We start from the raw sequence: 22,014 nt of genomic DNA, 5'->3' as shown, positions 1-22,014 counted from the left end.
ACAATTCACTTTTTCCTATTTCCTTTTTCCTCGCCCCTCCCCGACTCCGTCGGGGCAAAGTCCGCCAGTTCCTGGCGATGGCTTAGAGGTCATCATCATCCACATCACCGAGGGCGGATGCCTTCTGGTATTCGGTGACGCGGCCTTCGAAGAAGTTCTGCTCCTTCTTGATGTCCATCATCTCGGCGAGCCATGGGAACGGGTTCTGGGTGGTGCCCTCTTCATTGAGCGGGGCAAGACCACAGGAGGTCAGACGACGGTCGGCGATGTAATCGATGTAGGTCTCGAAGTCCGGAGCATTCAGGCCCAGGCCGGCGACGGGCAGGCAGTCGCGGATGAACTCCTTCTCGAGGCGGATGCCTTCGGCCATGGTGGCACGGAGGTCTTCCTGGAATTCCGGGGTCCAGATGTCGGGGTTCTCATCGATGAGGTCCATCAGCAGGTTGCGGAAGACTTCGATGTGGTTCGACTCGTCGCGCAGCGTGTAGCGGAACATCTGGCCGATGCCCGGGAACTTGTTCTGGCGGTAAAGACTCAGGATCATGCCGAACAGGCCGTAGAACTGGGTGCCCTCCATGACTTGGCCGAACAGGAAGATGTTCTTGGCAAGGTCCTGCTTGTTCTTGGTCTGGGTCAGGTCGATGTCGCGGCGCATCGAGCGGCTGTTCGAGACGACGAAGTTGTTCTTCGCGGTAATGGTCGGGACGTCCTCGAACATCGCTTCGCACTCATGCGGGTTGAGGCCGATGGAGCTGAGCATGTAAACCAGCGAGTCCGCGTGGATGTTTTCCTCGTGGGCATGGCGACCGAGCACGAGCTTGAGTTCGGGAGCGGTGACCACTTCACGGACGACATGGAGGATGTTGTCTCCGACGATGCCCTCAGCGGCGGAGAAGTAGCCGATGCCCATCTTGATGATCCAGCGTTCGACGTCGGAGATCTCATCGGAGCGCCACTGCTCGACGTCCTTCTGCATCGGGATGTCCTCGGGCTCCCAATGGTTGTTCTTCATCGTCTTGTAGAGATCGTAGGCCCACTGGTATTTCAGCGGGAGGATGTTGAAGAACATCGTGTCCTTGCCGTTGATGACTTTCTTGGCGGCGAAGGCTTGCTCTGCCTTTTCCTTGTCGAGGACGAAGGTGCGGGAACCGAGGGTGATGGTGGTAGTGGCGGACATGGTCGGGATGAAGGAACGTTCAGCAGTAGGTTCTCAAAAATTGCGCATCGATCGGGGCGATTTGGAGGTCTTGGCGCCTCGTGCGCAGCGTTGGGGAGACTGCCTGAGCGCTGGAATTCGGACAAGTTGATTTTGCCCATATGGTATCCACAAATTATTCACAATACTACATGTTGTATGGAAGAAATGCATCCCGACCCTTGACTTGATTCCTGGAACTCGTTCCGCGCCTGAAAACTAGGGTTTCCGGCGTTTCAGCGATTTCGGCGGAATCTTTCAATTGGTGCTGAAAAAGTTTGGCCGACGAAATCGACCTGGAACGGGTGGATTTGAATTTTAAAATGTTAGGGCGATTTCCGGGCAAACCGGGCGTGATGAACTGGGATACGTGGAGTTACGCAGGATAAAAATTTGACCCGTGCGATCGCCTCCCGAGCCAAAAATCCGGCAAACTGTGATTTATCAATGAGTTGCGAATCCCGGACCGGAATCCAGATCGAGGAGCTTCCGAAGACGGAAATCGGGGTTCGCCGATGTCGGGACGACAGATCTCAGCCCAAGGGATGGTGACGAGCGTGCCACGACCGCCCGATTCTGGCCCTCGATGATGGATTCTCGGACCCTGCAGATGGGCTCGGGAAGGGCGGTGCTCATGAGAAGGCTCGCCGCCTTGTAGCCCTCACGCGGACGCGATGAGACCTCCGCCACGCGGGATTCGTCGTTCGATCAAGCAGAGGGTTCGATCGGCGGGCCACCCCGTGCGCCGGGTCTGGCGCCTCAGAGCTGCCACTTGCCCTTGTCGAGCTCGCACACGCAGGCGGCGAGCAGGTCGATGCACGACTGGATGTCTTCCTTGTTCGACATCTCGATGCTCTGGTGGATGTGCCGGGTCGGGATGGAGACCGCGCCGGCGATGGACCCACCGGGGACCATGCGTTGCAGGCTCGCGGTATCCGTTCCGCCAGCGGCGAGGATCTCGGGCTGCCACTTGATCTTGTTTCGCTTCGCCACCTGTTTCATGAAGGCGACCATGCGGTAATCACAGATCACGGAGGAATCCATCAGCTTGATGCCGGCCCCCTCCCCGAGCGCGGTGCAACGTTCTTGCGGCTTCGAGCCGGGGACGTCGTAGGCGATGGTGGTGTCGAGCCCGAAGCCGAAGTCCGGCTTCACGTCGAGCGCGGCCACATTGGCACCCCGCAGTCCGACTTCCTCCTGGACGGTGAAGGCGGCGTAGAAATCGAAGGCGGGCTTCTTGCGCGACTTCTTCATGGCACGCAGCGCTTCGATGAGCACGAAGACCGAGACGCGGTTGTCGAGCGACTTGACGTTGACGCACTCCCCCATCTCCTTGAGCTCCGAATAGCGGGTCACGAAGTCACCCACCGAGATGAGCTTGTCGACGTCCTTCTTGGACAGGCCGGTGTCGATGAAGTAGTCGCCGATCTTCATCGGTTTCCCCCGCTCTTCCGGAGCCATGATGTGGATGGGCTTGGAGCCCATCACACCGAGGACGTCCTTCTTGCCGTGCACCCAGACGCGCTGGGCGGTGAGGGTTTTCGGATCAAAACCGCCGACGGGATTGAAGCGGATGAAACCCTGGTCATCGATGTGCGTGACGATGAAGCCGATCTCATCCATGTGGGCGGCTGCCATGCTCTTCTTCTTCGACGAGCGTCCTTTCTTCAGGGCGATGACGTTGCCCATGTTGTCCGTGCGGACTTCGTCAGCGAGCCCCTTGAGCTCTGCGAGGACGAGCTTGCGGATTTCCTTTTCGAATCCCGGAGCACCGGGGGCTTCGCAAATGCGGGAGAGAAGATCGACGTTGATTGGCATGACAGAGAAGTTTCCTGATCGGTTCCGGTGTGGCCAGCGGGAAGATCATTTTCTGCACGAACTTTATTGGAAAGTGACCGAGCTGCATTGGGGCGAGTCCTGGGTCTGCAGGGTGCGGTCGAGACAACCGGAACGAGATACAAGGACAAAAGAAAGCCGCCCCCTGAATCGGGCAGCACGTCATTGCGAGCTGCGCCGCTCAGGGGGCGGAGAGTTTGCTGTGTTTCAGCGGGCTGGGAAATCTAAAGGACCCGGAGCTGCCAGAGGGCGTCCGAAGCCCCCTCACGCCAAGCCGGGCGCCGGGCGATGGGGTCATGCATGACGCGGTTGACCTTTTTGCCGGCAACGCGGACGAAGGAATCGACGAGCACTTCATACACCCGGAGGCCCATGTAGTAGGTGTCATGAAGCGTGGCGACGGCTTCCTCACCGAATGCCTGCGCCAGGTGCTCCCGCAGCAGCGCGGTCTCCTGTTTTCCGAGGAAGAGGAAGGCGGGCATGTCGCCCAGAGACGATTTGGAGCGGATGAGGTTGGACACCGCTTGGGAGTCCCATCCGTCCTTGAGGTTCAACTCAGACTCTACCGTTCGGTCGTTGGGCAGGGTGTCGTGTTCGTCGGTCTTCATGATGTTCAGGTGTTGGTCAGAACTCCTAAGCAGCGGTCGGGCCAATTCTTCGGAATCGCGAAATGATCGGACGATTTTCGCGTGGCATGACCGGCGTTCATTCACTCCGAATCCGACCATGAACACGAAGCCCGCCCACCGGTGGATTCCGTGAAAGTTCCGGGAAATTCCTGCGGTGTGAGCCCCAGGTCGCAGACTGGCCGGAGCAGGCAGGGTGAAAAAAGGGCTCCCCTGCTTGCGCCGGGGAGCCCTCGAAAACCGGATCCTGCGGGGGGACCTTCAGAAGCTGAATACCAGACCGACCTGCGGCCCCTTGGTATCGACATCGTAGGCGAATGGACCGTCCGAATAGTCGACGGTCAGGTAACGGTAGGCGGCAAAGAGGCCGACCGTGTCCGTGAACTGGTATCCGACCCCAAGCATCGCCTGAAGGTAGGTATCGGAAGCCACGCCCCAGCCACCGTAGTCGAACCGACCGAAGAGCCTCCAATGATCACCGGCACGATAGCGGAAGCGAACTCCAACGAAAGGATCCACCCAATCCTGGGATCCACTGATGAAACCGGTTCGGGATGCAGGCGGCGTCGGGGCTGCCGTCACATCTCCTGAAACGTCCAAGCCGGTGTAGGCACCCCCCGCCAGAAAGTCGACGGTCCAACGCTCGTCCTCGTAGATCTCGTAACCCAGGGCGAGACTACCTACGGTCTGCTCAATGGTCGTGCCGATGTAGGTGGTCGGAGTCGGAGTGCTGGCGACCGAAAGCTTCAACCAGATCAAGTCGCCGGTCAGACTCCACTTCCCCTTCCTCGCTTCACCCGCGAGCACGATGCCCGCATCCATGTTGTCCCAAATATCATCGAAGCCGATGTCGACCGGGAGGATGGCCGCGCCCACACGAGTCGTGCCATCAAGCCCGACGATGGGTCCATACATGCTGAACTTGAACTCCCAGTCGTCGGAGGGGGATGAAACCGGAGCAACCGGCTCTTGGAAGGCATCAGCCTCTCCGGCCATGGATGCATGGGAGAAGGCCAAGGCCAACAGCGTTGATGTCATTAGGCAATTCATGGGACGGCTGGATTAACCGAAACGCTCCGACGTGACCACCCGAATCCATCCGAAATCCGGAGTCATCCACTTGAAACCCGATTGACCACATCGAGCTCGAAATGACATCCTCACCACAGCCTCAGAAAGTTCCAGTCACCATGAAAACCAAATCAATCCTGCTCTCCTCGCTGCTCGGAGCGTCCCTGCTGCATGCCGAAGGTGATGCCAATCTCGCCCAACAGCTCACCAACCCCCTTGCCGCGATGATCAGCATGCCGGTGCAGGGCAATGTGGACTTCGGCATCGGTCCGGGTGGTGGACATCGGATGACCACCAACATCCAACCGGTCGTTCCCTTTGAACTGAGCGAGAACTGGAACCTGATCTCGCGAACCATTCTTCCGGTGATCGACCAGCAGGGAACCGACCCTCTGACGGACCGCAGCGATGCCTTCGGGCTGGGCGACGTCGTGCAGAGTTTCTTCTTTTCGCCAAAGAATCCCGAGCCGTTCATCTGGGGGGTCGGCCCCGTGGTCCTGATGCCGACCGCCACCAATTCGGTCCTCGGCGCCGACAAGTGGGGACTCGGCCCGACCGGGGTGATCCTGAAGATCGACGGCCCTTGGACCTACGGCATGCTCGCCAACCACATCTGGGACGTCGGCGGCCCGGGGAAGAACAGCTTCGACTACTTCGTGCTGCCCAATGGAGTGGTCTCGCTGAATCAGGACGTCAACCTGACCTTCATCCAGCCCTTCGTTTCCTACACCACCAAGCAAGCAACCACCTTCACCATGAACTCGGAGTCGACCTACAACTGGGCCACCCACCAATGGACGGTGCCGATCAACCTCCAGGTGAGCCAACTGGTCAAAATAGGAGGTGCTCCAGTGAGTATCTTCGGGGGCGTGCGCTGGTATGCCGAACGCGCTCCTCAGGGACCGGACTGGGGCGCACGCTTCGGCTTCACCCTGCTCTTCCCGAAAGGGTGAGTCCTCGTGTTCCCACGACGGAGCCCATGGCTCGGACGCCGAGCGGCCGCGCATCCGCAAGATCGGCGCGGACAACTCACGACCGATGGAGACTTTGTTCCCGACCCTGTTTCCCCGGTCCCGTCGTGATGGGTCATGATGGGATTGAAAGTACAGGCGGGATGAGCTGAGCTGGCCGGGATGATTGAACTCGATGCTCTTCAGACGCTGAATCTCGCGATTCTCGTCCTGTTTGCGGGCAAATTCCTGAACAGCCGGATTGAGTTCCTGCGCAAATACAACATTCCCGAGCCTGTTAGCGGAGGTCTGCCGGTTTGCCTTCTCACCTGGGCGATCTTCGCCCTTTCAGGAAAAGGCATCAGCTTTGATCTCGGGGCGCGGGATGTTCTGTTGGTCTATTTCTTTGCCGGCATCGGCCTGAACTCCGATTTCCGAACCCTCCTCAAAGGTGGCCTTCCCCTTCTCATCCTTCTGGGAGCCACCATCGGCTACATGTTCATCCAGAACTTCACCGGGGTGGGCATGGCGAACCTGCTGGGGATGGACAGCTCGGTCGGAGTGCTGAGCGGCACCACTTCACTCATCGGCGGTCACGGAACCGCCATTGCGTGGACCCCGGTTTTCCAGGAACGCTTCGGCATCACCAACGCCTCCGAGATCGGCATTGCGAGCGCCACCTTCGGGCTCGTTCTGTCCTCCCTGATGGGCGGCCCGATCGCCAATCTTCTCATCACCAAGCACCAACTGGAACCGAAGGTCGTCGAGCAACCGGATGTCGGCGTGGTGCACGAGCAACAACAGACAAGCATCAACCTCTACTCCATGCTGATGGCCTGGTTGGCGCTGAACCTGAGTATCGGTCTCGGCTCCCTTATTCAGGAAGGCCTGGAAGCGACCGGCATCAAGCAGCTCGAACTTCCACTGTTCGTCTGCTGTCTCTTTGGCGGCATCATTCTGACCAACGCCGTGCCGCGCCTGATGCCTAGGGTGCAGTGGCCTCAAGGAAGCCGTTCACTGGCACTGATCTCGGATCTTGCACTCGGCATGTTCCTCGCCATGTCGCTGATGAGTCTGCAGCTCTGGACCCTCGCCGGCGTGGCGGGCCCTATTCTCGGCATTGTCGGCGCTCAATTCGTCGTCGCCTTCCTCTTCGCGCTCTTCGTCGTCTTCCGGTTGATGGGCCGGGACTACGAAGCGGCCGTCATTTGCTCCGGCTTCGGCGGCATTTCTCTGGGTGCCACACCCACCGCAATGGCGAACATGACCGCCGTGACCAATCGCTACGGCGCCGCCCACAAGGCCTTCATCATCGTTCCGCTCGTCTGCGGCTTCTTCGTCGATATCGCCAATGCCTTCATCATCAATCTGTTCCTCGATTGGTTCGGTTGAAGACCTGTCCAGAGACCAGGATACCGGCACGTCCACGGCGAGGCATGCGGAGGGTTGCAAAGCAAGATCCGCACACTCTTTTGCCACAGTGATCTCGACATGATCACGACCTTGGGGTGAGCCTTACGAGGTTTCCCTCCGGTTTTGATAGAGTTCGGATCGTTTTCGGAATCCAACCGATGCCAGTGGGCCAGCGGACAAACGTGGCCCGAGATTCGCCGGCCACCCCCCTTGTCCATGAGATACCATTTTCTGAGTTTCATCGTTGCCGTCCTTGGCTGCTGCGCCTCTGCCCGCACCATCACCATCGATAGCGGCGAGAATTTCCATGACCTGCCCACCTTTACGGAAATCGACGGCGACCCTCTAAGTCCGTTCGCCGATCAGGTCGTGTCCATCGACCGGCTGGCAGACGGCACGGTGCAACTCGTCATCGAGGGCGACTTGGTTCTCGAAGCGACCGACGTCCTCAAGGGTGAAGGCCTCTATCCCGTGGTGCTTCAGGTCGGCAATGACGTCAACATCGCTGCGGCTGCCACCATCGATTTCTCCGCGATAGGAATGACCCCGGGGCCGGGTGGCGGGTCGGGTGCGGCGGGCAGCGAAGGCGGCCAAGGTGGTGCAGGTGGCAAGGGAGGATTCGGTGGCCTTCCCGGGCTCTTCGGCACGGGCGGAGTGAAAGTCGATGGCGGGCCGCTCACCTTGGGCTTCGCCCTCACGAGCTACGGCCTGCCTGCCACCGGCGGATTCCGGGGCTGGTCAGGAAGGATCGGTGGAGCCGGAGAAGCGGGCGGAGCGGGTGTCCCCGGACAGATCGGCTATGGATGGAGGGGCTTTGGTGCACCGGGAGGTCAGAGCTCCGTTCCACGCACTCCGCCGCAGAGTGAATCCTCGACAGGCGGGGACGGAGGAGCCTCTCCGCCTTTTCCGCCGGCCATCTACATCGAAGGAGATGAAATCCGCGGGCTGCTCTACAACGGTGATGGCACCATCGACGGATCCGACCGTTCTCAATTCCTCGAGTATTACTACAATGGCAAACCGGGCGGTGAAGGCATAGGCAGAGATCCTTCAGCTGTCCCAAACTCCCCCTTTGCCGCAGATCCTGATAGCCACGGGGACGGAGGGGAATTGACGGCGCCGGAGTGGCTGCTCGTAGGAGGAACTTCGGGCGGATCCGGGGCCGGTGGCTCCGGGGGCGCGGGCGGTGCGGGCGGCGGTGGCGGTGGTGGTGGTGCCGGAGGACTGGGCGAGTGGATTCAACCATTCCCATCGACCTGGAGTGGTTTGCTCACGGAAATCATCTCGGAGCTCGCCCAAACCGAGCCGGCCCAGAAGCTCAAGGCAGCCGTCCTCAAGCGGCTATTCAAGCAAGCGAAGCAGGAGGCCAAGCCCACCAAGGCGCTGCCCTTGCCGGAGATCGGTGCCACGGGCGGACTTGGAGGATTCGGCGGGCGCGGCGGTGACGGTGGCAATGGCGGCGTAGGAGGTGATGGCGGCAGCAGTGGCGCAGGAGGTGGCGCGATCCGCATCGTCGCCCAGGGCACGATCGACTTCAACGGCACGGCCGAAGTCCGCGGCGGTCCCGGTAGCAGCGGCAGCGGCGCCGGGGAGGCATCGCCCGGACTGTTTCGCTTCCTGGGAACGGGCCCGGGACCCCGCCTCCCACGAGTTGAGGTTGGAGCCATCGTGACCGCCGCCTTGGATGCCATCAGGGGCGAAGAGCAGGATTCGATCAACTCCGGAACCGGCGGGCTAGGAGGCCCGGGAGGATATGGTTTTCACGGCGATCCCGGCGACGCCGGAGGTGACGGCGGCGGCGGCTCCGGTGGCACCATCATCCTTGAAGGGAGTCTGGTCCGTGGAGCCGGCACCCTCGACATGAGGGGCGGATCCGCAACCAACCCGGGAGGCGAAGGTCGGGTCTTCGTGGGTTCCAATAGCGATCCCGCCACCGATACCATCAGCTACCTCTCCTCGTTCAGTCTGCTACCCAGCGACATCGATCTCGGCTCGACCACCCGCGCTGGAACGACGGCTTCCAACCCGTTCATCGCGGGATCCCCGGACGTCCCGACCTTGCCTGGTCTTGTCGGCGGTGCGGAAGCCTTTGGCGACCTTGGTTTTTCCAACGATGCTCCTGAGCTCTTCGTTCTCGCCGACGACGTGATGGTCAGCGATCCAAAAATCCCGATCGAGTTCCCGCTCGCAGACTCCACGGAAGGAACCGTGAGCCTATTGACCGCCACCGGCATGGCCTCCGCGGTTGCGGTGCTGCGCACCGATCGCCCCCCGTCCGTATTCGCCGACTTCCCGGGCTACGACTATGTCTTCGTGATCAATACCCGCAGCACTCCGCTCACCGAGGTGCACTTCGGTTGCAACGTCCAGCCGATCGACGACGCAGGCTTACCTGTGCTCGGTGTTGAAACCGGAAAACTCTCCCCGGTTCACACGGTCTACCGTCGCGAGGGTGGCTGGCAGAACGACACCCTCTTCGGAGGTAGCGGCGACGTCATCGATGACACCCTCGGTGAAGGAGAAATTTTCGTCTTCCTCGTCCCTGAAGACGTCCCCGCCCCCCCCGGGACCGAGGACGGACTCGGCCTCAACTTCTACCTGTCGGTGAGCGACCTCTCCGACCCGGGCAACCCACAGACCTACGTCATCGACGACGATCGACTCGTCAATGGCGAGCTCGTGACTGCGGACTTTGATCCTGGTGCAGCTTCGGTGCGGAGCTCGGACTGGGCGGGGGGAACCAGCGGCGACTGGAATGTCGCCGCGAATTGGAACACGACCGATCCGGATCTGGGCAGCATCGTTGGCTCCGGCCAGGTCCCAGACAACACCACCACGCTGGCCTACAATGTGACCATCAACCTCGATGGCTCCACCACGAACATCACCCAGGATGAGAAGGTGATCATCGACCGCTTCGAGATCGGATCGGGCTCCACCATCAGCCTCGTCAACAACGCAACGCTCCCGGGTGCCACCACCTCCCTGACTATCGAGAAATTCGACGTCCGTCCCGATGCCGGGCTGATCGCCAACGACGGCACCATCCACCTCGGTGCCACCACCGAACAGACTTCGCTGAGGTTCAGCGGAACCGACCTCACCCTGACCGGCAGCGGTGAAATCACCACCACCTCCAACGCGCAAAACGTAATTGCCGGTGTGCGCAGCGGCGACAGCCTGCTCCAGGAATTCGGTCACGAGATCATTGCCAGCGGCTCGCTGGGACAGAACTCCCTGATCATGATCAACGAGGGCCTGATCACCACCAACACCGCCGCCACGGCAGGTGCGGTGGTTCCACTCGTCATCGACCCCTCGGGCAATGCGACCCGCAGCACACCAGCCTTCATCAACCGTGATGGCCTCGGAGCGGGCTTCGGCACTCTCCAACCTTCCACCGGGCACTCCGAGCTTGTCCTCACGGACGGACACTTCCTGATCGAGGATGGATCCTTCTTTGGCTTCACCACCAACACCCCGCCCGCCGAACAGCAGATCACCCTAAATGGAGTGAGGCTCCGGCATGAGCACGCCACCTATCTGGATTCGACCCAGTCGGCTTCCCCCGCTCTGCTCGTCGACGGTAGCGAGCGGACCTTGCAGATCCTTGAGGAAACCACGCTGGTGGACACCAACCTGCGCAACCTGAACGAGGGACGTATCGAAATCGGCGACAACTTCAGCAACACCGACCTGACGCTGCTCCACAGCGCCCTCATGGTCAGCGAAGGAAGCACCTCATCCGTCGTGCTGACCAACGCCTCGCTGAGCAGCGGCCTGCTCACCTACAATGCCAGCGAGTTATCTAACAATGCACTCACCTGTGCCAGCGACCAGCTCGATCCTGATTTCGACGCACAGTCCTTTGATCCGGCCTCATTCCTCATCGGTCTTGATGGATCTCTCAATCGACTGGGCGACCTTCGCATCGACGGCAGCTTCTGCTACAACCCCTTGATTGATCAGCTGAAGATCGTTCAAGACACTGCCTCAAGCGCGATTTATGCGGATGGCTACTATGCATTCCCCGCGAATCTGCTGACCCTTCAATTACAGAGCGGCAGTCATCTCGCCATCTCTGGAACGCTCGATCACAATGGCATGATCGATGCCGGGACTCAGTCGTCAAGCGAGGTCCTCGTGGATGGTCAGGTGGAACTCGTCGGCGAAGGTGGATGGAAAATGGGAGCTGGCCGGATTCGAGGAATCACTCCGAGCGACGATGCTTCGATCCTTCCCAACGAAATTGACCGCCTCGTGATTGGCGCAGACCAGGTCTTCTTCAATCCCGCTTTCGAAACCACGGAACTGGTCATCGAGAACCACGGCACACTGCTTGGCACCGTGCTGGACTACGACGCATCCACCTTCTCGGACCCCGCGGACTCTGGCTACCAAACAGCGATCAAACGGGTGATTCTCACCAACCGCGGCGTCATTCAGCCCTCATACGGCCACAATGCCAGTGGCACCAGCCAAGAGCCTTTTGGCGGTGGCACCATCGACAACGAGGGTGGCATCATCGACCTCGGCGGCAGTGCCGCGGATCCCCGGCAATTTGTCTTCGATGACGTCCGGGTGGTCGGCGGTGAGATCACCATCGGAACCTTCTGGGGCGAAGCCGCCACCGATGCCTATTGGGGAAACCCTCAGGCGGGCGACCCTGAAGAAGACATTCTGGATGCAATCCGTGAAGGCTTGTCGACAGGAGGGTCGGACAACGGAGGTGCGAGAGACACCCAGTTCATCGACGTCACCTTCAGTTGCCCTCTGAAGCCTGCGCTCACCCTCGCCGAGTTCCTCACGCTCCTCCCGGGCGATGGTTTTCTTCCTACGCCGAACTCCCTCGGCTACACCGCACTCGGTCCGGCGCCGCCGCTGTCCGGGATCATTGCCCTCGGCAGCGGCAGCGGCGTCATCCTCAACAACACCACTCTCGACGCTCATTGCGCCTTTGGATTGATCGCCGTTGAGAGGTCCCTGACCATCGCTGACAACGTCATCGTCTCGTTCGAGCGGTTGGACGTGAGCAGCGACGACTACGAGATCAATTTCGGCACGGGCTCCCAGCTCATCCTAGGCCCCTTCGGCGGCACGTCCCTCACCGGGACCAACTCCAGCACCTTCACCGTTCCCTCCGGCCTGGAACTCCGGGCCCTTGGAAACCTCGGCGACAACCTGGTCACCATCATCAACGAGGGCACCATCGCCAGTGCCGCCGGCACGGACTTTTCCGACGGTCCCATCATCTTCGATCCGAACGGCGCGGCCCCCACCGGGCCGTCAGAGACGGGCAACATCGGCCTGACCAACCATGGACTGATCACCGGGACCGGCACTCTGCCGGGTGGACTGGGATCCGCTCTGCAGTTTGAATCGGGAACCTATGACAATACCGCCGGGGTGATCGAATTCGCTCCGGACGCGGACATCACGGCCTCGAATCAGATCCACGATGCCCTGATCATCGGGGGCACGCTCCGCGGCTCTGGGGAGGGAGCCACGGTCACCCTGAACAACAGTACACTCCGCGGCGTGAAGCTCGAGAACCTCCAGCTTCTCGGCACCTACACCATTGATGAGACCGACCTCGTCAATGACGACGGGACCGCCAACACCTTCCCTGGAGGTACGGTCACCCTTACCGGCGGCACCACCCTCAGCCGGGATCCTTCGGCGGCACCACTGCCGGTCGGAGAGTTCGACTTCATCTTTGACGGCACCGTCAATGTCGGGGACTCGCCCAGCGACCAGCTCATCTTCGCGGAGGGTGTTTCTGTTTCGGTGACTGGAGCCGGCAGCAACTTGCGCAGTTTCACCAACTACGGATCACTCACTCTGGAGGGCGGAGGCATCAGTCTGGTCGGTGGCTACACCGATGACGCGAACCCGCTTACCGGCGACGTCATGGTTTTCGATCCGACCACCAACCAGTTGGTGACCCTGTCCTCGCTTGGCGTGACCTCGCTCGATGCCGAGACGGCCTCGGTCATCCGCAACGCGGGGACCATCGTCTCGCTGGATCCGCTTACCTTCGATGGCGTCCGTTTTGACAACACCGATGGCACGGTATCCGCCTCGGAGTTATATCTCTATGATTCGTTTGTTGAGAATACCGACGGAATCTTGGAAAGCGACAGTAGCAGCGACGGCCTGATCTATTCACGAAACAGCTTCATCAACGGAGGCATGCTGCTCGGGATGCTGAAGGTCACCAGCGTGATTGATTCAAACACTGATGATGACGAAGCCCTCACCACGGTGAATGACGTCATCATCGAAGGTGGGCTTACTTTCGAAGGCGATGTCAACTTCACGACGGACCCGGCCCTGTTGATTCTGGGAGACTGCACGTACGGCAGCGACATCGATTATGATACGGGTGAGATGATTGTTTCCGGCAGCCTGATCTCGAACAACGGCTCTACCATTTACCCCAGCGAGAGCGGCAGCCTCAAACTCGCTGGGGGCTCCGTGGACCGTGTCGATTTTGCGGCGGGCAATGGCGGAGGAACTCTGGAGGGCAGCGGTGAGATTACCGGAGAACTGATTTTGGATCCAAGCAGCACCCTGCGATTCGGCATTGCGGGCACCGAGCCCGGGGTCGGCTACGACCAGATCGAGGTCACGGGTCTCGACACCGATGCTCCAGGTGTTTCGATTCAGCTGATTCTGGACGACGATTTCACCCCGTGGTCCGGTGACCGCTTCACGGTCTTTGTCGCGGACGCTCCCCTTCCCGCCGACTTCCTCAGTCTCAGCAGCGGATCCACGATACAGGTCTTCCGCAACGGCGGGCCGGCGGGCACCTTCGAGCTCGAGTATGGTCCCGGCAGCAGCGACCCCAACTCGATCGTGGTAGGGAACTACGAACCCGACGCTACCTTGCCCGCTCCAACGGATGGCACGCGCAAGGCTTGGACCGGAGGATTGAACGTGACGTGGATCAACGGGTCCAACACCTCGAGTTCGATCAGTGGAACACTGACCGCCGCCACCAGCCCCGGCTTGAGTTTCGATGGCGCGTCATCGAACAATGGCGACTACTTCATCAACTTCCCTGCGGTATCCAGTGCCTCGACCGAGGGTGCCTTCATCGCCACCATGGCCCAGGCCTTCGGAAGCAATGGGAGTGGCCCAACCAGCACCGGAACCGCGGGAGTGCAGGAGTCCGGAAGCCGCTTCTTCATCGCCACCCACCGCACCGCGGCGGGCGGTGGCCCCGAGTACGACTACAATACCAGTTTCGGATGGTTCCCTTATGACCAGTGGCTCGGCGGCCTCGCCAGCAATTTCCCCACCAACGGCTCCCCCATCAACCGATTCGAAAGCGGGGGGCGCCTGACTCACGGCACCAGTGGCAACCCGAACCTGCTGGAACGAGGTGGCGGAAAATTCACCCTCGATCTCCGCTCCGCCGACCCCGACGCCACCCCGGAGAACGGAGTCCTGTTGGTCTGTGGAGCGAAGAACGAAGATAACTTTGCCCAATCTCAGGATCTCGGCAACGGCACCTTCGGGATTTACGTGCGCGACAATGGCGAACCAGGCACTGTCATCGAGCAGGATCCAGTGACCTTCGTTTACATTCCATTCGACGCGATCGCCGATACCGAGCTCGTGGCGGCCGGACGAATCTATGATGTCGGAAACATCCCTCAAACCGACCAGAGCACCCAGAACTTCACCATCACCAAGGGCACTGCCAATGGCACTTGGTTCCTCTCCATCCCGGGTCACGACCCGAGCACCGGCACCCTGCTCATCAGTGCCGAGGGAACCGAAGCCTCGAGCAGAAGTGCCGACAACGTGGTGACCCACCAATGGTACGCCCCCACGAGTAGTTGGGTCATCCAGAGCTGGGACATCCCACAGCCCTTCCCCAACTCCTACGTGAACAACCCGCTCGTCGTACAGAGCGGAGCCGACGGCGAGGACATGTTCAGCTTCGCCTTCTTCGCCACGGATCCCGACCCCGTCCCTCCGCCGGTCTTTGAAACCTACTTCCCCGGACTCGATCCGACGGCCGATGAAAACGGCAATGGACGCTCGAACTTCGAGGACTACGCCGCCGGCTACGACCCGACCGCACCGACCGACCTCGGACTCCAACCTGGCATCCACCGTTCGAGCGGTGGCCAACTGACCCTCGACCACCCCGTCGCGATCGAGGGAGAGGACTTCGTTGTCCGATGGGAACGCACCTCAAACCTGACGGATTACTTCAGCATGACCGAGGGCGAGGACTACCGCATCACCAACACGGTGCCCCTGGGGCCGGAGCGGAATCAGGTGACCATCGAGATTCTCTTCGGTCCGGAACAATTCCCAACACAGTTCTTCAGGCCCCGATATCTGCGCAAAGCAGTTCTCAGCAACCCGTAGCCAAGATCACTTTCCGACGCTGAGTGCTTCGACGAAAAGCTCACCCGCCTTCTTGGCGGACGCCGGATTCTGCCCGGTCACCAGGCGACCATCCCTCACGGCATTCTCGGAGAAATTGTCAGCCACCACCACCTCGGCTCCCATGCCCTCGAAGGAGTCCTGAAGGAGATATGGGACGACCTCGTCCAGCTTCACGGCTTTCTCTTCCGCGTTCGTGAAGACCGCCACCTTCCTGCCCTTCACCAGCAGGCTTCCGTCAGGGAGCTTCAGATTGATCAAGGCCGCCGGACCGTGGCAAACGGCTCCAACCGCACCACCCCGTGTCCAGATCGAGGAGGTCACCGCCCGCAGATCCTCTGATGTTGGGAAATCCCACACCGTTCCATGTCCCCCGGCGAAAAAGATGCCATCAAACTCCCCGGGCTTCACCTCGGAAAGCGCCAGGGTTTTCGGGACCTGTGGATTGTCGGAATCACCATTGCCGAACTTCTTCCAGAACACCGAATTCGCTTCATCACTGAGATCAAAGCTCTTGGGGTCCACCGGCGCGGCTCCCCCATCCGGACTGGCCAGAGTGACCGCGACGTCCGCCTTGGTGAGGACATCATGGGGATGGGCGGCTTCGGATAGATAGAAGCCCGTCTTCTTTCCCGTGTCACCAAGCTCGCTATGATTGGTCAGAACCAACAGAACCGACTCCTTCGGTGCCTCTTCCTCAGCCATGGCCAAGTTACAAATTACGGCCGCTCCCATCACGCATTGCATCATCTTCATAGGCAATGCCCTACACTTGAAGGGAACGGGCGCAAGCGATTCCCTCCGAACGGCGGATCTCCCTTCCGTCAAATTCTCGCACGGAAGTCGACGAGTGGCCGCGTCCCGGTGCGCACGATCAGGGCGCCGATAAGCAATACCATCACACTGTAATAGATCCAGAGAAGCACCACGAGGAACGACCCGATCAACCCGTAGGCACTGAAGTTGCTCCCAAACGAAAGCGCCCCGAGCACCCACCCGCCACACTCGAGGAGCACCGCTGCCACCACTCCCGCCTTGAGGCAGACCAACCAGCTGACCCATTCCTTCGACAGGAATTTGTAGAGGAACGAGAACACACCCAGATTGATGACAACGCTGATCAACGAAGCCACCAACGGCGACAGGATCGACACTTCCGGGAACCACTCCTGCGCCATCGACATGACCGCTCTGAACGCAAGACCCGAGACAAATACCACGACCACCAGAAAGCAGGTTCCCATCACGAGTCCCAGCGATCGAACCCGGGAAACCAACATCCTGCGTAGCGCCCCCCAGATTCCCAGGTCGCCGACTCGCTGGCGCAAATCCCAAATCCGATAGAACGCCCGGTCGATCTGGAAAAACACCAGCGTCGCCGCAAAGAGAAGCATCAGACCCGCCAAGGGGCCGTTGAAAAGCGCACGCGTCTGAATCTGCTCGAAAACATCCGTGAACGAATCCGCGGCTTGGGGAGAAAGCTGCTGGGCAATCGTCAGGTGGATCTCCTCCACAGCATTCTGCCCGCGTTCCATGAAGCGGAAGAAGGAGCCCACCGCCGCCACAAGCACGAGCATCAGAGGAAAGATCGACAAGGCCGCGTAAAATGAGACACCGGCCGCCAGTGAGGCACACTCATAGCGAACCCATGCCTCCCCGAGCGTCTTGCACTCGTCAATCAGATTTCTCCACACCACGGAAAACTAGAACGGATCACCGGCCGCGACAAGACGCCAGCAGCGGGCAGCTCAGAACACACTTGAGAATCCTGCCAAGGAAGAGTTGGTTGGACGGACAGCCGTCATGAACCCTCTCTATCCCGCATGCATTCTGGTGGCTCTCGTCGCAGCCAGTTGCATCGCTCCGGTGACCGTGAGAGAGGTGGCACCCCCCACCCCGGCTCATCCAGTGGCCATTGAGGCGGTTCGACAATACAAGCAGCATCACCAGAGGAATCCATACGCTGCCGCCGGGGAGCTCCTCGAAGGTGCCCACCTTGCAAGCATCGCCATCCGCCATGGCGACACCCAAACTATCCCCGCCTACAACCAGCTCGTCGCGCGCCTCGTCGAGGAGCTGTCCGCGAGCCGGATCCTGGATCAGGGAGTCGTCCAACTTCCCGCCACCCGGACGACCTACACCCTCCAACTCGAGAATCCGGACAAACTGAGGTTCCTTCACCGCACCATCTACGCCGCCGACCGCGTGGAATTCCATGGCCGCCACGCCTACTCGCACTCGATCAAGCCCGGCATCGGAGCACCGATCGTTTCCAGCAGAGCACTCGACGACAAGCTCGGGCTCGAACTCAGCGATTACTACCGGAACCTGACCGCCGTCGTCCGATTCGATGGAAATGAAGCCCGGCTCTTGCTGGCTGACCCACACCGGACGGAAGCCTTCCAAATTGGCGGTCAGTCCTACCAGCTGGCCGCAAACTACAGTGCGACCACATCGCTGATGCTTTCCCACGAGCGGATCGACAAACTCGGCCTGACGCGACTCTTCAACCCCTCGAAGTTCGACAACACCTCACGGGTCACCGCCGTGCAGCCCTACGACCCCGACCGCATTCCGGTGATTTTCGTCCACGGACTGCAGGACTCCCCCTCGACCTGGGCACCCATGTACTTCGGCCTGATGGCCGACGAAAGCATCCGCACCCACTACCAGTTCTGGACCTTCAGCTACCCGAGTGGCTACCCCTACCCCCAATCAGCAGCCATCTTGCGCGATGAACTCGCCAAGGTCCGCGCCCAATACCCGGACCACAAGGACGCCATTTTGATCGGACACAGCATGGGTGGGCTCATCAGCCGCCTGATGATCACCGACGCCGACGAGCGGATCTGGACGAACGTTTTCGGGCAAACCAGCTCACAAACCCAGATTCGCGGTCGCAGCGCCGAGCTCCTGAAAAGGTCGGTCGTTTTTAAAGCCGAGCCGAAGATCGACCGGGTCGTGTACATCGCCGCCCCTCACCGAGGCAGCGAACTGGCACAGAATTTCGTCGGCAAACTCACCTCGCGGCTCGTCAAACTCCCCGACACCTTCGCCGAACTCAGGGACGATCTGGTATCCCGGGTCACGGCAAACCAAGCCGGCATCATGCTCGACCGCGTCCCGAACAGCATCGACACCCTGAGCCCCGACAGCCGCTTCATCCGCGAAGTCAACCGGATCCCGACCGACCCGGATGTCCCCGTTCACAGCATCATCGGAGACCTCGGCTTCGGAAGCGACGGCGTGGTGGCCTACTGGAGTTCGCACCTTGAAGAGGCGGAATCCGAGAAAATCATCACCGCGACCCATTTCGTCCACCAGAACCCCGAGGCCATCCGGGAAACCCACCGGATCCTGCTCGAACACATCGGACTCCCTCTCGCCCCGCTGATCCTCCCCCGAGTGAACAAACACCGCCCCGACCTCATCAAGGGCAGCGGACCCCGCTCGAAACGCTGAAAACAGCCGGACAACATACGGAACTCGTTCATTGACACGGGGTTTCCGCACCCTAAGCTCCCGCGCGTCCGCGCCGGAGGGGCTTTCGATTCAGTGATTCGCTCGCCCGGTGCTCCTTCGACGCAATAACTCATCCACTGAGACACACGATGGCTACACGCAAAAAGACCGCAAAAAAGGCGGCCAAGAAGACGGCCTCCGCAAAGGGACCGAAGTACGTTTACACCTGGGGCAACGGCAAGGCCGACGGCAACGGGAAAATGAAAGAGCTCCTCGGCGGCAAGGGTGCCAACCTCGCGGAGATGACCCGCATCGGTTTGCCCGTCCCTGCCGGCTTCACGATCACCACCGAGGTCTGCACTTACTACTACGACCATAAGAGAACTTACCCGAAGACCCTCCGCGCCCAGATGGAGGCGGGTGTGGCCAACATGGAGAAGATCATGGGATACAAGTTCGGCGACGCCGAAGGCTTCCCGCTCCTCCTCGCCGTTCGCTCGGGTGCCCGTGACTCGATGCCCGGCATGATGGACACCGTCCTCAACCTCGGCCTCAACGACGACACCGTCGCCGCACTTTCCAAGGCCACCGACAACGAGCGTTTCGCATGGGACTGCTACCGCCGCTTCATCCAGATGTACGGCGACGTCGTACTTGGCGTCCAGAAGCTCCCGAGCGAAGACCACGAGCCATTCGAGCACGTGATCGAAAGCTACAAGCAGAAGGTCTACGGCAAGGACATCGTCGACTCCGACCTGACCGCCGAGGACAACAAGGCCCTCGTCGCCGCGTTCAAGAAGCTGGTCAAGACCCGCACCGGCAAGGGCTTCCCTGACTGCCCGTGGGAGCAGCTCGAAGGTGCCGCCGGCGCCGTCTTCAGCTCATGGATGAACGACCGCGCGATCGTTTACCGCCGCAAATACGGCATCCCTGCCGCTTGGGGCACCGCCGTCAACGTGCAGGCCATGGTCTTCGGCAATACCGGTGAGAACTCCGGGTCCGGTGTGGCCTTCACCCGTAACCCTGCCAACGGCGAGAACGAGCTGTACGGTGAGTTCCTCGTCAACGCCCAGGGTGAGGACGTCGTCGCAGGTGTCCGCACTCCGGACCCTGTCTCAGGCATGGCCAAGGCCCTCCCTGCCGCCTTCAAGGAACTGATGAAGGTTCGTCAGATCCTCGAGAAGCACTTCAAGGACGTCCAGGACGTCGAGTTCACCATCCAAGACGGCAAGCTGTTCATGCTTCAGACCCGGAACGGCAAGCGCACCGCTGCTGCCGCCCTGAAGTTCGCTGCCGACATGGTGAAGGAAGGTCTCATCGACTGGAAGACCGCCGTGCTCCGCAACCCGGCCGACCAGCTTGACCAGCTCCTCGCTCCCGTGTTCGACGCTGCCGAGGCGAAGAAGGCCAAGGTGGTAGCCACCGGCCTCCCGGCCGGACCTGGTGCCGCTTCGGGCAAGATCTACCTCAATGCCGACCGCGCCGAAGCCGCCGCCCAGAAGGGTGAGAAGGTGCTTCTGGTCCGCGTCGAAACTTCCCCGGAAGACCTTCGTGGCATGATCGCAGCGGAAGGCATCCTCACCGCTCGCGGCGGGGTTTCCTCCCACGCCGCACTCGTTGCCCGCCAGATGGGCAAGGTCTGCGTCTGTGGTGCCGCCGCAGTCGAGGTCGACTACGAGAACAAGACCGTCAAAGCAGGTGGCAAGACCTTCAAGGAAGGCCAGTATCTGTCCATCGATGGCACCGCCGGCACCGTTTACGGTGGTGAGCTTGCCACCGAGCCATCGGAAATCATCACCGGCCTGATCCAGAACAAGAAGGCCTCGCAGAAGACCGAGAAGTTCAAGAACTTCGTCCAGCTCATGGAGTGGTGTTCGCAAGCCACCAAGATGGGTGTCCGCACCAACGCCGACACTCCCGAGCAGGTCAAGAACGCCGTCGCATTCGGCGCGGAAGGCATCGGCCTCACCCGCACCGAGCACATGTTCTTCGAAGGCGACCGGATCGACTCCATGCGTGAGATGATCCTCGCTGAGAACGAGAAGGACCGCCGCGCGGCGCTCAAGAAGCTTCTTCCGCACCAGCGCAAGGACTTCTTCGGCATCTTCAAGGCACTCGACGGCAAGCCCGGCACCATCCGCCTGCTGGACCCACCACTCCACGAATTCCTTCCTCACACGAAGGAACAGCAAATGGACCTGGCCCGCACCATCGGCGTCAAGGTCGAGACCATCATGCAGCGCGTGCATGACCTGCACGAGTTCAACCCGATGCTCGGTCACCGGGGTTGCCGTCTTGCCATTTCCTACCCGGAAATCGCCGAGATGCAGGCTCAGGCCATCTTCGAAGCTGCAGCGCAGTGCGTGAAGAAGGGCATCGAAGTGCAGCCTGAAGTCATGGTTCCTCTCGTCGGCTACGCCCGCGAGCTCGAGCTGCAGGTGGAAATCATCCACCGCGTGGCCAAGGAAGTCATGGACAAGAAGGGCGTGAAGTTCAAATACCTCGTCGGCACCATGATCGAAGTCCCTCGTGGCGCGGTCACCGCAGACGAGATTGCCAAGCACGCTCAGTTCTTCTCCTTCGGCACGAACGACCTCACCCAGACCGCACTCGGCGTCAGCCGCGACGACATGGGATCGTTCCTCAACAGCTACACGGAGAACGACATCTATCCGAAAAACCCATTCGCGTCGCTCGACACCACCGGTGTGGGCCAGCTGATGGAAATCGCCGTCGAAAAGGGCCGCAGCACGCGTCGCAGCATCAAGCTCGGCATCTGCGGTGAGCACGGTGGTGATCCGGATTCGGTGACCTTCTGCCACAAGCTGGGTCTCGCCTACGTGTCCTGCTCGCCATACCGCGTGCCGGTTGCCCGCCTCGCCGCCGCTCAGGCGTCGATCGAAGGTGGCACCGTCCCTCGCGCCAAGAAAGCCACCAAGAAGAAGACTGCCAAGAAGGCCGCCCGCAAGGCAGCCAAGAAGTAATCAACTTCTGACCTGATTCCCAAAGCCGCTCCGGTCCGCCGGAGCGGCTTTTTTTGGGTCACGATCGCAGC

11 protein-coding genes are annotated in these 22,014 nt (G+C 60.7%); 5 read left to right on the top strand and 6 right to left on the bottom strand.

The annotated features are described in order from the left end of the window. Positions 1–82 precede the first annotated feature (82 nt). The 4 genes from JIN81_RS17260 to JIN81_RS17245 form a co-directional block, all read right to left on the bottom strand. A complete protein-coding gene (locus tag JIN81_RS17260) occupies positions 83–1,177 on the bottom strand; it encodes a ribonucleotide-diphosphate reductase subunit beta (RefSeq protein WP_200282896.1) in 1,095 nt (364 codons plus the stop codon). Positions 1,178–1,954: 777 nt separating this feature from the next. Continuing rightward, on the bottom strand, positions 1,955–3,013 hold the full coding sequence (locus tag JIN81_RS17255) for a M42 family metallopeptidase (RefSeq protein WP_234045252.1): 1,059 nt from the start codon (positions 3,011–3,013) through the stop codon (positions 1,955–1,957). A 242-nt stretch (positions 3,014–3,255) separates the two neighbouring features. Continuing rightward, complete coding sequence (locus tag JIN81_RS17250; protein ID WP_200282894.1) at positions 3,256–3,639, bottom strand: hypothetical protein; 384 nt, start codon at positions 3,637–3,639, stop codon at positions 3,256–3,258. A gap of 279 nt (positions 3,640–3,918) precedes the next feature. Continuing rightward, entirely contained in the window at positions 3,919–4,707 is a 789-nt protein-coding gene (locus JIN81_RS17245) for a porin family protein (protein ID WP_234045244.1), read from the bottom strand. Positions 4,708–4,847: 140 nt separating this feature from the next. Here JIN81_RS17245 and JIN81_RS17240 point away from each other — a divergent pair, with 140 nt between their 5' ends. The 3 genes from JIN81_RS17240 (at position 4,848) to JIN81_RS17230 (ending at position 15,479) form a co-directional block, all read left to right on the top strand. Then, on the top strand, positions 4,848–5,681 hold the full coding sequence (locus tag JIN81_RS17240; protein WP_200282890.1) for a hypothetical protein: 834 nt from the start codon (positions 4,848–4,850) through the stop codon (positions 5,679–5,681). Between the two features lie 180 nt (positions 5,682–5,861). After that, the gene (gene gltS / locus JIN81_RS17235) at positions 5,862–7,070 is read left to right on the top strand and encodes a sodium/glutamate symporter (RefSeq protein ID WP_200282887.1); all 1,209 of its coding nucleotides are present in this window, start codon (positions 5,862–5,864) and stop codon (positions 7,068–7,070) included. Positions 7,071–7,307: 237 nt separating this feature from the next. After that, a complete protein-coding gene (locus tag JIN81_RS17230; protein WP_200282884.1) occupies positions 7,308–15,479 on the top strand; it encodes a hypothetical protein in 8,172 nt (2,723 codons plus the stop codon). A 6-nt stretch (positions 15,480–15,485) separates the two neighbouring features. Here JIN81_RS17230 and JIN81_RS17225 read toward each other — a convergent pair whose 3' ends face one another. Then, positions 15,486–16,202 (bottom strand): type 1 glutamine amidotransferase domain-containing protein, encoded by a 717-nt coding sequence (locus tag JIN81_RS17225; RefSeq protein WP_200282881.1) that lies wholly within the window; start codon positions 16,200–16,202, stop codon positions 15,486–15,488. Positions 16,203–16,321: 119 nt separating this feature from the next. Then, positions 16,322–17,191, bottom strand: a complete 870-nt coding sequence (locus JIN81_RS17220) for a YihY/virulence factor BrkB family protein (protein WP_325100906.1) — start codon at positions 17,189–17,191, stop codon at positions 16,322–16,324. A 109-nt stretch (positions 17,192–17,300) separates the two neighbouring features. Between JIN81_RS17220 and JIN81_RS17215 the strand changes: the two genes are divergently transcribed. Continuing rightward, positions 17,301–18,959: an alpha/beta fold hydrolase gene (locus JIN81_RS17215; protein ID WP_200282875.1), complete on the top strand. Its 1,659-nt coding sequence runs from the start codon at positions 17,301–17,303 to the stop codon at positions 18,957–18,959. Positions 18,960–19,108: 149 nt separating this feature from the next. Next, positions 19,109–21,943, top strand: coding sequence for a pyruvate, phosphate dikinase (gene ppdK, locus JIN81_RS17210; RefSeq protein WP_200282872.1), 2,835 nt, complete (start codon positions 19,109–19,111; stop codon positions 21,941–21,943). The last annotated feature ends 71 nt before the right edge of the window (positions 21,944–22,014 follow it).

This window comes from Haloferula rosea (genome assembly GCF_016595525.1).
Lineage (GTDB): Bacteria > Verrucomicrobiota > Verrucomicrobiia > Verrucomicrobiales > Akkermansiaceae > Haloferula > Haloferula rosea.
The sequence above is the reverse complement of the archived record's forward strand: the minus strand, read 5'-3'. Positions and strand labels throughout refer to the sequence as shown.

Bases quoted from the DNA above. Each gene is read 5' to 3' on its own strand.
- JIN81_RS17240 (WP_200282890.1), top strand. From the start codon at position 4,848: ATGAAAACCAAATCAATCCTGCTCTCCTCGCTGCTCGGAGCGTCCCTG.
- gltS (WP_200282887.1), top strand. From the start codon at position 5,862: ATGATTGAACTCGATGCTCTTCAGACGCTGAATCTCGCGATTCTCGTC.
- JIN81_RS17225 (WP_200282881.1), bottom strand. From the start codon at position 16,202: ATGGCTGAGGAAGAGGCACCGAAGGAGTCGGTTCTGTTGGTTCTGACC.
- JIN81_RS17260 (WP_200282896.1), bottom strand. From the start codon at position 1,177: ATGTCCGCCACTACCACCATCACCCTCGGTTCCCGCACCTTCGTCCTC.
- JIN81_RS17245 (WP_234045244.1), bottom strand. From the start codon at position 4,707: ATGAATTGCCTAATGACATCAACGCTGTTGGCCTTGGCCTTCTCCCAT.
- JIN81_RS17230 (WP_200282884.1), top strand. From the start codon at position 7,308: ATGAGATACCATTTTCTGAGTTTCATCGTTGCCGTCCTTGGCTGCTGC.
- JIN81_RS17250 (WP_200282894.1), bottom strand. From the start codon at position 3,639: ATGAAGACCGACGAACACGACACCCTGCCCAACGACCGAACGGTAGAG.
- JIN81_RS17255 (WP_234045252.1), bottom strand. From the start codon at position 3,013: ATGCCAATCAACGTCGATCTTCTCTCCCGCATTTGCGAAGCCCCCGGT.
- ppdK (WP_200282872.1), top strand. From the start codon at position 19,109: ATGGCTACACGCAAAAAGACCGCAAAAAAGGCGGCCAAGAAGACGGCC.
- JIN81_RS17215 (WP_200282875.1), top strand. From the start codon at position 17,301: ATGAACCCTCTCTATCCCGCATGCATTCTGGTGGCTCTCGTCGCAGCC.